The organism is Amycolatopsis sp. H20-H5, assembly GCF_035828755.1.
Lineage (GTDB): Bacteria > Actinomycetota > Actinomycetes > Mycobacteriales > Pseudonocardiaceae > Amycolatopsis.
This window is the reverse complement of sequence record NZ_JAYMZS010000184.1, coordinates 1-12,563: the sequence shown is the minus strand read 5'-3', so window position 1 is coordinate 12,563 and position 12,563 is coordinate 1. Positions and strand designations below refer to the sequence as shown.

Annotated in this window: 12 protein-coding genes and 1 pseudogene; 9 read left to right on the top strand and 4 right to left on the bottom strand. The window is 69.8% G+C overall.

The features are described from left to right. The first annotated feature begins 123 nt into the window (after positions 1–123). Positions 124–1,680 carry a long-chain-fatty-acid--CoA ligase gene (locus QMK34_RS44845; protein WP_326420952.1) on the top strand — a complete coding sequence of 519 codons (1,557 nt, stop codon included), beginning with the start codon at positions 124–126 and terminating at the stop codon, positions 1,678–1,680. Positions 1,681–1,683: 3 nt separating this feature from the next. Beyond that, positions 1,684–2,274 carry a TetR/AcrR family transcriptional regulator gene (locus QMK34_RS44840; protein WP_326420951.1) on the top strand — a complete coding sequence of 197 codons (591 nt, stop codon included), beginning with the start codon at positions 1,684–1,686 and terminating at the stop codon, positions 2,272–2,274. Here the strand turns inward: QMK34_RS44840 and QMK34_RS44835 are convergent. Further along, complete coding sequence (locus QMK34_RS44835; RefSeq protein WP_326420950.1) at positions 2,271–2,672, bottom strand: TIGR03618 family F420-dependent PPOX class oxidoreductase; 402 nt, start codon at positions 2,670–2,672, stop codon at positions 2,271–2,273. The two genes, QMK34_RS44840 and QMK34_RS44835, sit on opposite strands and share 4 nt — an antisense overlap. Before the next feature lie 175 nt (positions 2,673–2,847). On the opposite strand from QMK34_RS44835, the gene QMK34_RS44830 reads away from it, so the two are divergent. Beyond that, positions 2,848–4,062: a glycosyl hydrolase family 8 gene (locus tag QMK34_RS44830; protein WP_326420949.1), complete on the top strand. Its 1,215-nt coding sequence runs from the start codon at positions 2,848–2,850 to the stop codon at positions 4,060–4,062. Between the two features lie 66 nt (positions 4,063–4,128). Here QMK34_RS44830 and QMK34_RS44825 read toward each other — a convergent pair whose 3' ends face one another. Further along, positions 4,129–4,500, bottom strand: coding sequence for a hypothetical protein (locus QMK34_RS44825; protein ID WP_326420955.1), 372 nt, complete (start codon positions 4,498–4,500; stop codon positions 4,129–4,131). 39 nt (positions 4,501–4,539) lie between these two features. On the opposite strand from QMK34_RS44825, the pseudogene QMK34_RS44820 reads away from it, so the two are divergent. From QMK34_RS44820 to QMK34_RS44810, 3 genes and pseudogenes are all read left to right on the top strand, one after another. Next, a pseudogene (locus tag QMK34_RS44820) lies at positions 4,540–4,932 on the top strand (ABC transporter permease subunit); the annotation flags it as partial. Continuing rightward, positions 4,925–5,692, top strand: a complete 768-nt coding sequence (locus tag QMK34_RS44815) for an amino acid ABC transporter ATP-binding protein (RefSeq protein WP_326420948.1) — start codon at positions 4,925–4,927, stop codon at positions 5,690–5,692. The pseudogene QMK34_RS44820 and the gene QMK34_RS44815, both read left to right, overlap by 8 nt. Next, positions 5,689–7,449, top strand: a complete 1,761-nt coding sequence (locus tag QMK34_RS44810; protein ID WP_326420947.1) for an aminotransferase class V-fold PLP-dependent enzyme — start codon at positions 5,689–5,691, stop codon at positions 7,447–7,449. Before QMK34_RS44815 ends, QMK34_RS44810 begins: the two co-directional genes overlap by 4 nt. 84 nt (positions 7,450–7,533) lie before the next feature. On the opposite strand, the gene QMK34_RS44805 is transcribed toward QMK34_RS44810, so the two are convergent. After that, positions 7,534–8,712, bottom strand: a complete 1,179-nt coding sequence (locus tag QMK34_RS44805; RefSeq protein ID WP_326420946.1) for a macrolide family glycosyltransferase — start codon at positions 8,710–8,712, stop codon at positions 7,534–7,536. A gap of 187 nt (positions 8,713–8,899) precedes the next feature. After that, on the bottom strand, positions 8,900–9,457 hold the full coding sequence (locus QMK34_RS44800; protein ID WP_326420945.1) for a TetR/AcrR family transcriptional regulator: 558 nt from the start codon (positions 9,455–9,457) through the stop codon (positions 8,900–8,902). A gap of 169 nt (positions 9,458–9,626) precedes the next feature. On the opposite strand from QMK34_RS44800, the gene QMK34_RS44795 reads away from it, so the two are divergent. The 3 genes from QMK34_RS44795 to QMK34_RS44785 all read left to right on the top strand — a co-directional run. Continuing rightward, positions 9,627–11,129 (top strand): alpha/beta hydrolase, encoded by a 1,503-nt coding sequence (locus QMK34_RS44795; RefSeq protein WP_326420953.1) that lies wholly within the window; start codon positions 9,627–9,629, stop codon positions 11,127–11,129. Between the two features lie 160 nt (positions 11,130–11,289). Continuing rightward, complete coding sequence (locus QMK34_RS44790; RefSeq protein ID WP_326420944.1) at positions 11,290–11,622, top strand: acyl-CoA carboxylase subunit epsilon; 333 nt, start codon at positions 11,290–11,292, stop codon at positions 11,620–11,622. Positions 11,623–11,949: 327 nt separating this feature from the next. Continuing rightward, positions 11,950–12,563, top strand: a 614-nt coding sequence (locus QMK34_RS44785) for an ABC transporter ATP-binding protein (protein WP_326420943.1), incomplete at its 3' end; no start/stop codon positions are given.

Below are 12,563 nucleotides of genomic sequence, written 5' to 3'. Positions count from 1 at the left end.
CTCTCACGCGCAAGAGACCACAACTCGTCGACGAGTCGCGGTCGGGTAGCGGGGCGAGTCTTGACGGCCGGTGGGCGCGCAGGCACCATAGAGCGCTCTATGGTGCCTCCCGGAGGGAACCTCATGCACGAAGACGTGCGGTTGCTCGGCGAACTGATCGGACGGCTCGCCGCCACCCGGCCCGATGCGGAGGCGCTCTCGTTCCAAGGGCGAAGCCGGACGTGGGCCGAGTTCGACGACCGGGTCCGCCGGGTCGGTGGCGGGCTGGCCGCCGCCGGGATCGCCCAGGGCGACCGGGTCGCGTTCGTCGACAAGAACCACCCGGCCTGCCTCGAGCTGACGTTCGGCGCCTCGGCGCTCGGCGCGGCGAACGCGGTGGTCAACTGGCGGCTGTCCGGCGAGGAACTCACCTACGTGCTCAACGACTGTGGCGCCCGCGTCGTGTTCGTGGGCGCCGAACTGCTGCCCGCCCTGAACGCCATCCTGCCCGTGCTGAGCTCCGTCGAACGGGTGATCGTCGTGGGCGGCGACGCCGACGAGTACGAGGACTTCCTGGCCGCGGCGGCTCCGGCGGGCATCGCCGAAAGTGTCTCCGAGCACGACGGCGCGCTGATCATCTACACCAGCGGGACCACCGGGTTCCCCAAGGGCGCGGTACTGACCCACCGGAACCTGCTCGCGCACGCGCGCGCCGTGGCGACGGCCTTCCCGATGACCGCGACGGACCGGAACCTGGTGGCCATGCCGCTGTTCCACGTCGGCGGGAGCTGTTACGCCATCGTCGGTTTCGTCCTCGGCCAGCCGACGACGATGACCCGCGAGCCGGACGCCGCCTCGCTGCTGGGCGCGCTGGCCGAAGGTGTCACCCATGCCTTCCTCGTGCCCGCCGTGGTCGCCGGGATCGCGCAGGCGGGGGAGCGGGCGATGGCCGCGTTCGCTGCCTTGTCCTACCTCGGCTACGGCGCCTCGCCGATGCCGCTGCCCTTGCTGCGCACCGTGCTCGCGGCGTGGCCGGAGGTGAACTTCGTGCAGGTGTACGGGATGACCGAGCTGTCCGGTGCGGTGTCCTCTTTGGACCCGGCGGCGCACCGCGACGGGACGCGGCCGGAGCGGCTCGCGTCCGCGGGCACGGTGCTGCCCGGGGTCGAGTTGCGGGTGGTCGACCCGGTGTCCGGCGAGGACGCCGGGCAAGGCGAGGCCGGTGAGCTGTGGTTTCGCACCGACCAGCGGATGGCGGGGTATCTCGGCAAACCGGAGGCGACCGCCGAGACCGTGGTCGAGGGCGGGTGGCTGCGCAGCGGCGACGTCGGCCGTGTGGACGACGGCGGGTTCGTGTTCCTCGAGGACCGGGTCAAGGACATGATCATCACCGGCGGCGAGAACGTCTACTCGCCGGAGGTCGAGCGGGTCATCGCCGAGTTCCCGTCGGTGGGCGAGGTCGCGGTCATCGGCGTCCCCGACGAACGCTGGGGCGAGCAGGTCAAGGCGATCGTCGCACCCGCGCCCGGCGAGAGCGTCGATATCGCGAAGCTCGTCGAGTACTGCCGGGAACGCCTGGCGCACTACAAGTGCCCGCGCAGCGTCGACCTGGTGGAAGCCTTGCCGCGCAACGCGACCGGCAAGATCCTCAAGCGCTCACTGCGGCAGGACTACTGGCGGGACCAGGAGCGGAAGGTCTGAGCGATGCCCGCGAGCGTCAGCAGGCAGCAGTACTTCGAGACCGCGCTGGACGTCCTGGCCGAGTCGGGGTTCCCGGGGCTCACCATCGGGCGCCTGTGCGCGGCGTGCGGTGTCACCAGCGGCTCCTTCTACCACCATTTCGGCGGCTGGCCGGGCTTCGTGGTCGCGCTGCTGGAGTTCTGGGAGGACAGGCAGGCCCTGCTCCTGCGTGAGCTCGCTTTCGGCACCGGTGGCCCGGAGGCGGACTTCGCCGCGCTGATGCGGCTCACCCACGGCCTCCGGCATCGCGCGGAGGCGGCGATCCGGGCCTGGGCGATGAACGAGGAAACCGTTCGGGCGGCTCAGAAACGCGTCGACGAGGCACGGCTGAAGACGGTCGGCAAGGTGATCGGGGGCCTGGTCGGCGACGCGGTGACCGCGAAGGTCGTCACCGCGTTCGGGATGGCGATGCTCGTCGGGCACCAGCAGCTCGCTTCGGCGGGTGAGGACACCGACCTCGGCGAGCTGCTCGACGAGTACACCCGGCTGGTGCACTCGCACGCCCCGGGTCTCGACGGCCCAGCTTCCCGCTGGGAGTCCCAACGCAACCACTAGGCGTTGCCGAGGACCCGGTTCACGGTGATTTCGACGACCACCCGCTCGGGGTTCGGTTTCGGCTGCCGGTAGCGCGCGGCGTAACGGTTTTCTGCGTCCAGCACCGAATCCGGGTCCTCGCGCAGCACCGCGCGTCCCTCCAAAGTGGACCATTTCGGGCCGTCGAGCTGGCAGACCGCGACCGCGATGCCCTCGGGGCCCGCCGCCTTGACGAGCTTCGCCTTGTGGGAGGAGCGGAAGGTGATCACCCTGGCGAGCCCGGCGGCGAAGTCGACGGTCACGCCGACCGCGACCACGTGCGGGGTGCCGTCCGGGCGGACGGTGGTGAGGCTGGCGAGGTGGCGTTCGGTCCAGAACTCGGTGAAACCGGTGCCGCGTGCGGCGAGGTCGATCGTCATGATCACCACGCTGCCACATCCGTGCCGCGCTGGGCCGCACGGGTGATGTTCCCGCCGTCGCGAGCACTCTCCGTAATAGTAAGGAAAGTTTCCTAACAGTCTTGACCGGTGCTTCACCGGTCTGCCACGCTCAGCACATCCTCGCCGCAGCCAACGATGACTTCCCGGAGGAGCAATGAAAAAGACCCTACGGACAGTGCTGGCCGCGGCCGCGCTGGCCGCCGGACTCGTCGGTACGACCGGCAGTGCGGGAGCCGTCACGCAGCAGGGCAGCCCCTCTGTGCCCGGCACCCTGCGTCCCTCGGCGTCGCAGGCCGACCAGGACCAGGTACTGACGAAGTACTACGACTTCTGGAAGAAGAACTTTCTCACCACGAAATGCGGCGCGGGCACTTACGCGGTGCTCTCCAAGGACGCCGACCACTCCTTCGTCGCCGAGGGCGAGGGCTATGGCATGACCATCGCGGCGATGATGGGGGGCAAGGATTCGCAGGCCCACGCGATCTTCGACGGCCTGCTGAAGTTCGTGAAGGCGCATCCGTCGGTCAACAACAGGGACCTGCACGCCGCCGAGCAGGACGCCAACTGCAAGAGCGTCAACGGCAGCGACTCCGCGACCGACGGTGACCTCGAGATCGCCTACGGCCTGCTCATCGCCGACAGGGTGTGGGGCAGCGCGGGCGCGGTGAACTACCGGGCAGAGGCCGCCCGGGTCATCAACGCCATCAAGAAGAGCGAGATCAACGGCAGCACCAAGTTCACCCTGCTCGGCGACTGGGCGAACGACGCGCAGTACAAGAACAGCACGCGGTCGTCGGACTGGATGCCCGGTCACTTCCGCGCGTTCGAGAAGGCCACCGGGGACGCGAGCTGGGGTTCGGTCCGGACCAGGCAGGAGGCCGCGGTGACGCAGCTGCAGCAGCAGTACGCGCCGAACACAGGCCTGCTGCCGGACTTCGTGGTCGGCACGAACTCGACGCCCAAACCCGCGCCCGCCAACTTCCTCGAGGGCAAGTACGACGGCGCGTACAGCTGGAACGCCTGCCGCGACCCGTGGCGGCTCGGGGTGGACGCGATTTCCGCGCCGAACAGCGCCGCGGCGGCCCAGGTGCGCAAGATGAACACCTGGATCAAGCAGACCACCGGCGGCGACCCGGCCAAGATCTCGACCGGCTACACCCTGGCGGGTGCGAAGACGGAGTCCGGTGAGCACCCGTGCTTCACCGCGTCGTTCGCGGTCGCCGCGATGAACGACCCCGGCAGCCAGGCCTGGCTGGACAAACTGTGGTCGCGCATCGCCGCCTTCACGCCCGACTCCACCGACTACTACGGCGTCGGCATCACGGTCCAGGTCGTCCTCATCCTGACCGGCAACTACGTGGCCGCCTAGGTTTCACTTGCCCCTGAAGGCCACCATGACGGCGTTTAACGCCGTCATGGTGGCCTTCAGGGACCTTCAGGAAGGTTGACGCAGGGGGAGTCCGGCGGCGCGGTAGACGGCGTCGATGACGGTCATGTTCGCGATGGAGTCCGCCGGGGGAGTCAGCACCGGGGCACCGCGCAGGACGGCGTCGGCGAAGGCGTCCAGCTGGTAGTCGTACGTCGCGCGCCGGGGGAACCGCTCGACCCGGCCGCCGCTCTTGCCGGTCACCTTGAACCGGTGCCACAGCTGCGGGGCCAGGGGGTTGATCACCCGGACCGCACCGTCTTCGCCGGTCACCCTGGCGCTGATGGCCAGCAGGTTCGACGACCACATCGAGCACCGGATCCGGCCGGTGTGCCCGCTCGGGAAGCGCAGTTCCGCCGTCATCGCCCTGTCGACGTCCACACCGCGCAGTTTCGCCTCCGCCGAAACGACCTCGGGCTCAGTGGACAGACGGAGGCGGCGAAGTCGATCGGGATGAGCCCGGCCGCGACGCTGCGCCGGGTGGTGCTGCCGCAGGCGATGCGGGTGATCATCCCGCCGACCGGCAACGACTTCATCAACATGCTCAAGGGCACGTCGATGGCGTCGGTGATCGGGGTGACCGAGCTGATCCACGCGGCGAACAACATTTCGTCGAACAACCTGCTGGTGATGGAAACCCTGCTGGCCGCCGCGATCTGGTACATGGTCGTGGTGACCGTCGCCGGGGTCGGGCAGCACTATCTGGAGCGCGCGTACGGCGCGGCCGATCGTGCCGGTTCCGCGCGCGGCCCGTTCTCGCGCGCGGCGAAGGCGTTGCGCACCGCGCCGCTGGTGAGGAGTTCCCGTGTCTGACGCCCTGTTGCGCGCCGTCGGCGTCCGCAAGAGTTTCGGCGGCACCGAGGTGCTGCGCGGGATCGACCTGGACGTCCACAAAGGACAGGTTGTCTGCCTGCTCGGCCCTTCGGGTGCTGGCAAAAGCACGTTCCTGCGCTGCGTCAACCACCTCGAGACCATCGACGCCGGGCAGGTGTGGGTCGACGGCGAGCCGATCGGCTTCCGCCTGCGCGGGGGCAAGCTGTACGAGCTGAGGGAGCGTGAGGTCGCGAGGCAGCGCCGGGACATCGGTATGGTCTTCCAGCGGTTCAACCTGTTCGCGCACCGGACCGTCCTGGACAATGTCGTCGAGGGGCCGACGCGCGTCCGGGGGGTCAAGCCTGAGCGGGCGCGCGAGGAGGCACTGAAACTGCTGGACCGGGTCGGGCTCGCGCACCGCGCGGACGCCTATCCCGCCCAGCTGTCCGGTGGGCAGCAGCAGCGGGTGGCGATCGCGAGGTCGCTGGCGATGAAGCCCAAACTGATGCTGTTCGACGAGCCGACGTCGGCGCTGGACCCGGAACTGGTGGGCGAGGTGCTGGAGGTGATGGCGGCACTGGCCGCCGAGGGGATGACGATGGTGGTCGTGACACACGAGATGAGCTTCGCGCGCGAAGCCGCCGACGAGGTGGTGTTCATGGCCGACGGCGCCGTCGTCGAGACCGGCCCGCCGAGCCAGGTGCTGGGCGACCCCCGGCACGAGCGCACCCGGCAGTTCCTGGCGAGGGTGCTCCAGTGACCCGTATTTCGCCCCGCTACCTGCTCCAGTTCGACGAGCCCGCCGGGTACCTCGACTTCGCCCGGTTCGGCCCGCCGTCCCACGCCGTGCTGGACACCACGGCGGCCTTGCTCGACCAGTCGACCAAGGCCGGGCCGTCCACTGTGGACGACCTGATGCGGCAGGAGACCCGGGCGAAAGCGGCGGCCGCGCGCTTGTGCGGCAGCGACACCGACCACACCGTGCTCCTGCCGAACACCAGCATGGGCCTGTTCCAAGCGGCGTTCAACGCGCCGGGCGGCGAGGCACTGGTGTCGGCGTCGGAGTTCCCCGCCAACACGTACCCGTGGGCGCGCGCGGAACAGGCCGGACGGCTGAAGGTGCGGCGCATGCGGCCGCCCAAGGGGTACGTCACGGCCGACGCCGTCGCCGCCGAACTCACCGACGCGACCTCGATCGTCAGCGTGAGCGCCGTCGACTTCCGCACCGGCCATCGCGCCGACCTGGCGGCGATCCGCGAGGTCGTGGGCGACCGGCTGCTGGTCGTCGACGGGATCCAGGGCTTCGGGGTGATCGACGCGCCGTGGGAGGTCGCCGACGTCCTCGTGGTCGGCGGCCAGAAATGGCTGCGGGCGGGCTGGGGGACCGGCTTCGGCGTGCTGTCCGATCGGGCACTCGAACGGATGGAGCCGATCCTGTCCGGCTGGACCGGCGCCCGTGACCCTGGGCTGTTCGACGACGAGATCCACCCGGCCGACACCACCGCCGCCGGCTGGTCGATCAGCAACCTCAGCCCGATCACCGCCGGGGCGTTCGCCGCCGCGCTGGAGCTGGTGGAGGAGGCCGGGGTGACGGCCATCGCCGGGCGGATCGGTGAGCGTGTCGGCGAGCTGGAAGACGTGGTCCGCTCGTTCGGGGCGGACATCGTCTCGGCCGTCGAGCGCCGCGCGGGCATCCTCGCGTTCACCCTGCCGGGGTACCCGAGCGAGCAGGTCGGCGCGGCATTGGCGGCCGCGGACCTCGCCGTGACGGTCCGGCCCGAGCACGTCCGGCTCTCCCCGCACGCCTCCACGCCGGTGGCGGCCGCCGAACGGCTGCGCTCGGCGCTGGAGTCGCTGACCAGGCCCGTCAAGCTGGTCGCGGCGCCTGGAGTGTCGTTCGGGGTGGCCGGGCACGAGCTGCTGACCTCGCTCATCCCGGCGGTCCACGGGCTCGCCGCGATGCTCGGGCCTGGCAACGAGGTGCTGCTGCACGACCTGAGCAGGCTGCCGGACTCGATCGTCGCGATCGCGGGCGACCTGACCGGCCGCACCACCGGCGGCCCGATGACCGACCTGCTGCTCGGCCTGGTCCGGCGCGGCACGACCCAGGACCTGACCAACTACGAGACCCACGGCCCGGACGGCCGCGCGATCCGGTCGTCGACACTGTTCCTGCGTGACGGCAAGGGTGTCGCGGTCGGCTGCCTGTGCGTGAATAGTCAACACAGCGTCAACAGCGAGATCACCGACGGGGTGGTGGCCACCGGCCAGCAGCGGGAGACGTTCCCCCCGGACGTCGACAGCCTGCAGCGCTTCCTGATCGACCGCGCGGTCGGCAAGGCCGGGATCCCGGTCGAGCTGATGAAGAAACGGCACAAGGCCGCCGTCGTCCGCGAGCTCGACGAGGCGGGCTTCTTCCTGATCAAGGACGCCGTCGACCACCTCGCGGGCGAACTCGACGTCACCCGCTACACGATCTACAACTACCTCAACGAGATCCGCGGCACGGAGAAGTAGTTGCCCCTGAAGGCCACCATGACGGCGTTTTACGCCGTGATGGTGGCCTTCAGGGGCAGGTGAAGCCGACACGTCGACGAGTTGCTAGCTCAGGAACGTCTCCACCGCGTCGGCGGCGTGGGCGATGCCGCCGTGCGCCCGGACCTCCTCGCGCAGCGAGGCCAGGCGCGCCTTGACGTCGGCTGAGGCCGCCACGTGGTCGACCGACTCGCGCAGGGCCGCCGCGGTGACGTCCTCGGCGGGCAGGTGGATCCCGGCGCCGAGTTCCGCCAGCAGGGCCGCGTTGCCGAACTGGTCGGCGGCTTGCGGGATCGCCACGGTCGGCACGCCGAACCACAGCGACTCCGTGGCGCCGCCCATCCCGGCGTGCGTGATGAACGCCGACGCCGCCGCGAGCACCGTCAGCTGTGGAACCACCTGGTACGCCTCGAAGTTCTCCGGCAACGGCCCGAGATCCGCCGGTTCGACGTGCTTCCCGATCGACAGCACCACGTGCCAGCCCGAGTCTTCGAAGGCCTCGACGCAGGCCCGGTAGACCTCGAGCTGGGCGTTGTACGCCGTCCCGAACGACACCAGAAGCACCGGCTTACCGCTCACGGGCGGGGTCCAGCCGGTGTCGGCGAGCCGGTCCGGGTCCAGGCAAGGCCCGACGAACCGCACCGAGTCCGGGACGCGGTCCGCGTTCGGCTGCATCGCGCGGGGGATGAGCGAGAGGATGTGTTCGGGGTGGTTGAGCCAGTCCCACGTGTCCAGCTCGATCCCGTGCTCCCGTAGCCAGGCGTTCCCGGCGCGCTGATAGTCCATTCCGGACGGTGACGACCGGACAGTTTCCAGCATGTCCGCGAGGTCTTCTTCGTAGCCTTCCCACGCCACGAGCGTCGGCGAAAGCTGCACGGCAGGGACGCCGTACCGCTTCGCCAGCAACGACGCGCCCAGCCCGCCGATGTCGTAGAGCACCAGGTCGGGCCGGTCGGAGTCGTACCGCGCGAGGAGCCGCGGGTGGATCGCGATGGCCTCGTCGAGGAAGACCCGCATGGCCTCGGCGGGATCGTCAGGCCAGGACGCGGTCTCGCCCAGCGGGAAGATCGTCGGATGCGCGACCACCTCCGCGCCGCTCGGCGCGACCAGGTCGGCCAGTGGCTCGCCGACGACGTAGCTCACCCGGTGGCCCCTGGCGACGAGCTCGGCGACGACGCCCAGCGAGGGGTAGACGTGGCTCGGCGCGGTGCAGCCGATCATGGCGATGTGCTTCTGCGTACGCATGAATGTCCTGTCGGGTTCGATGAAGAAACCAGACGGCGTGCAGGAGCCTCCCCTCGATGAGGGGCTACTCGGAAGGGGCCGCCGCTAGGTGGGCGGCCCGGCGGTCACACCGTCTCAGACGGTCCGCAGGCGAATGAAGTAGCACATGATCGGAATCTAGCGCGGCCCGCCGAGGGCCGCCAACCGATTACCGCGTTTCGGTGATCAGCCGTACCGCGTCGAGCACGCTCGCCCGCCGGACGGCCAGCCCCGCGGCGTCCAAGGCTTCGAACTCCTCGATTCCCGTCAGGGACAGGCTCAACACCAGCGCGAGCAGCTCTTTCGCCGGGAACCGGGCAGACAGCGTCCCGTCGGCCTGGGCCTTTTCGAGCGCTTCGAGCTTCTGCCGCTGAGATTCGACGACCGCGGCGGGAACAGCCCCGGCCCCGCGTTCGAGCCGGTGCCAGTTCGCCAGCCGCGAGATCTCGGGATGCGCCTGGTAGTGGTCGAACAGGCGCCCCGCGTAACCGGGCAGGTCCTCGGGCGTGATCGGGACGCCGCCGACGGTGCCTGCCACGACGTGGATCTCGAAGACCTTGTCGAACAGCTGTTCCTTGTTGCCGAAGTAGCTGTAGATCATCGCCTTGTTGACGCCGGCGCTGGTGGCGATCCGGTCCACGCGAGCGCCCGCGATGCCGTACGCCGAGAATTCCCCGGCGGCTGCTTCCAGCAGCTTCCGCCGCGTCTCCTGCGCGTCCCTGGCCACAGGCACAGCGTAGACGCCGCGGCTTTGCCCCTTTTGGGGCCTTCGAACCCTCCGATAGTAGGTATCCTGGCCGACCGGGGGCCGGTAGGCACTCACCGGCGTTAAGGTTCTCCCGCTTTCATGTGCAGGGAAAGGGAGAACATCCGTGAGACGTGTACTTTTCGCCGCGATGGCAGCCGCCACGCTGGCTTCCGTCGCCGTGGCCGCTCCGGCCGCGCAGGCGGCGCCGGCACCACCGGCGCCCGCGACGATCACCTGGGGTCCGTGCGACAACCCGATACTCGTCACCGCCGGTGCCGAGTGCGGTTACCTGTCCGTCCCGCTCGACTACCGCAAGCCGGCCGGCGAGAAGATCCAGCTCGCGGTCAGCCGGGTCAAGCACAAGACCGCCGAGGCCCAGTACCAGGGCGTCATGCTGACCAACCCGGGCGGGCCCGGCGGCTCCGGCCTCACGCTGGCCACCCGCGGCACGCGCGTCCCGAACCACGCCGGTGACGCCTACGACTGGATCGGCTTCGACCCGCGCGGCGTCGGCTCCAGCAAGCCCGCGCTCTCGTGCGAGCCGAACTACATGGACTACAACCGGCCCAACTACCTGCCCATCACGCCGAAGCTCGAGAACGTCTGGCGTGAGCGGGCCAGGGGCTACGCCGAGGCCTGCGCCAAGAACAACAGCAGGGCGCTGCTCGAGAACATGAAGACGACCGACACGATCCAGGACATGGAATCGCTGCGCGCGTCGCTCGGCCAGGAGAAGATCAACTTCTACGGCTTCTCCTACGGCACCTACCTCGGCCAGGTCTACGGCACGCTGTACCCGCAGCACGTCCGCCGGATGATCCTCGACTCGACCGTCGACCCGCGCAACGTCTGGTACCAGGCCAACCTGAACCAGGACGTCGCCTTCGACCAGAACGTCAACATCTGGTTCGGCTGGGTCGCCACCCATGACGACGTCTACCACCTCGGCAAGACCCAGGCCGCGGTCAAGCGGGTGTTCAATGAGCAGCTGCTGAAGCTGTCGTTCCAGCCCGCCGGCGGCTTCATCGGGCCGGACGAGCTGCTCGACGTCATCCAGCAGGCCGGGTACTACCAGCTGCGCTGGCTGACGCTGGGCGACGCGCTCTCGAAGTTCGTCAACAAGGGTGACTGGCAGACGATGAAGGGGCTGTACGAGTCCTTCGGCGGCCGCGGCGACGACAACGGCTACGCGGTGTACCTCGCCGTGCAGTGCACCGACGTCCAGTGGCCGCAGAGCTGGAACCAGTGGCGCGTCGACAACTGGCGCACCTTCACCAAGGCGCCGTACTACACCTGGCAGAACGCCTGGTACAACGCGCCTTGCGTGAACTGGCCCGCCAAGCCCGGCAAGCCGGTGAAGGTCGACGGCCATGGCGTGTCGAACGTGCTGATGATCGACGAGACGCTCGACGCGGCGACGCCGTTCGAGGGCAGCCTCGAGGTCCGCAGCCGCTTCCCCGGCGCGGTCCTGATCGCCGAGCCTGGCGGCACCAGCCACGCGATCACCCCGCGCGGCAATGCCTGCGTCGACAACAAGATCGCGGACTACCTCGCGACCGGCGCCTTGCCGGCTCGCAAGCCGGGCCGCGGCGCCGACGTCGAATGCGCTCCGCTGCCACTCCCGGTTCCGCCACCGGCGCCCGCCGCCTGACGTAACCCGCACGACCAGAAGGGCCCGGACTTTCGCGAGAAGGTCCGGGCCCTTCGTCGCGCCGCGACCACTCGTTCTCTAGCGATCCTCTGCCCGTGGCGGTTTCACTGGGGAACGGTCCACGCGGCGGGATGCGGGGGCAGGCTGAGGAGAAGATCCGATGACGGTGACCGAAAACGCCCCCGAGGGACGCGTCGACGAGCGTCCCCACCTGCGGCTGCGGGTGGAGGAACTCGCCGCGGCCAGGGCGGACCTCCAAGCACTCGCGGCTGACGTCGCGCAAGCACGGGAACCCGCCGGCATGACCGGGCCGGAACCGTTGTTCACCGTGGTGCGCGGCGAGCCGGACGACGAGGAGGTGGCGGCCGCGACCGTCGCGATCCTCGCGCTGCTGGTGGGTCGCGGCGAGCCCGGTGACGCCGCCCGGCGGGCCCTTCCGCCGGGCTGGGTGAGCGACGGGTACCACCCGCCGGGGGTGTGGGCGGCGAGCTGACCAAGCGTTTCGGCGCGGTGGACGCGGCGGCCACGCTGATCGACAGCGTGCCCGACCGCGACTCCGGGCTCACCGCCGACGGTCGGTTGGGGGGTGCCGGTACAGCAGCTGAAGGTCGCCCTTGCTGCGTTGAGTGTTCCAAACGCGACCCTTGCTGCGTTGAACGCAGTGAAGGCGACCTTCAGCGGCACGACGCGCACGAAGAGGCCGAGCGCTCGGTGGGGGCTTGAGCAGGTATTTCACCGCAGGGGCTTTTCAGTTCAGCGAACTTTGTGTTACAAAGTCCAGGTACGGACTTTGCGGAACAAAGTTGAACTGGGGAGCGTCATGGAGGAAGCGTTCAGCCTGCGGGGGCTGACCAAACGGTTTGGCGGGCTGGTGGCCGTCGACGACGTCAGCGTGAGCGTGGCGCGCGGCGAGGTCGTCGCGCTGCTCGGGCCGAACGGCGCGGGCAAGTCGACCACGGTCGACATGCTGCTGGGCCTGAGCCGTCCCGATTCCGGCGAGGTGCGGGTGGCGGGCCTGAGCCCGGCCGACGCCGTCGACCGGGGGCTGATCGGGGCGATGGCGCAGGGCGGGGCGCTGCTCAAGGACGTCACGGTGGGGGAGATCGTCGAGCTGTTCGCCTCGATGCACGCCCACCCGCTGCCGGTCGCCGAGGTGCTGGCCCGCGCGGGCGTCACCGAGTACGCGAAACGCCGCTGTGGCAAGCTTTCCGGCGGCGAGCAGCAGCGGGTGCGCTTCGCGCTGGCGCTCGTCGGCGACCCCGGGCTGCTGGTGCTCGACGAGCCCACGGCCGCGATGGACGTCGACGGCCGCCGCCGGTTCTGGGCCTCGATGCGGGACTACACCGCGACCGGCCGGACCGTGCTCTTCGCGACCCACTACCTGGCCGAGGCCGAGGAGTACGCCGACCGGGTGGTGTTCCTGCGGCACGGCAA

Bases quoted from the DNA above. Each gene is read 5' to 3' on its own strand.
- QMK34_RS44805 (WP_326420946.1), bottom strand. From the start codon at position 8,712: ATGCGTACGCAGAAGCACATCGCCATGATCGGCTGCACCGCGCCGAGC.
- QMK34_RS44840 (WP_326420951.1), top strand. From the start codon at position 1,684: ATGCCCGCGAGCGTCAGCAGGCAGCAGTACTTCGAGACCGCGCTGGAC.
- QMK34_RS44830 (WP_326420949.1), top strand. From the start codon at position 2,848: ATGAAAAAGACCCTACGGACAGTGCTGGCCGCGGCCGCGCTGGCCGCC.
- QMK34_RS44795 (WP_326420953.1), top strand. From the start codon at position 9,627: ATGGCAGCCGCCACGCTGGCTTCCGTCGCCGTGGCCGCTCCGGCCGCG.
- QMK34_RS44835 (WP_326420950.1), bottom strand. From the start codon at position 2,672: ATGACGATCGACCTCGCCGCACGCGGCACCGGTTTCACCGAGTTCTGG.
- QMK34_RS44790 (WP_326420944.1), top strand. From the start codon at position 11,290: ATGACGGTGACCGAAAACGCCCCCGAGGGACGCGTCGACGAGCGTCCC.
- QMK34_RS44845 (WP_326420952.1), top strand. From the start codon at position 124: ATGCACGAAGACGTGCGGTTGCTCGGCGAACTGATCGGACGGCTCGCC.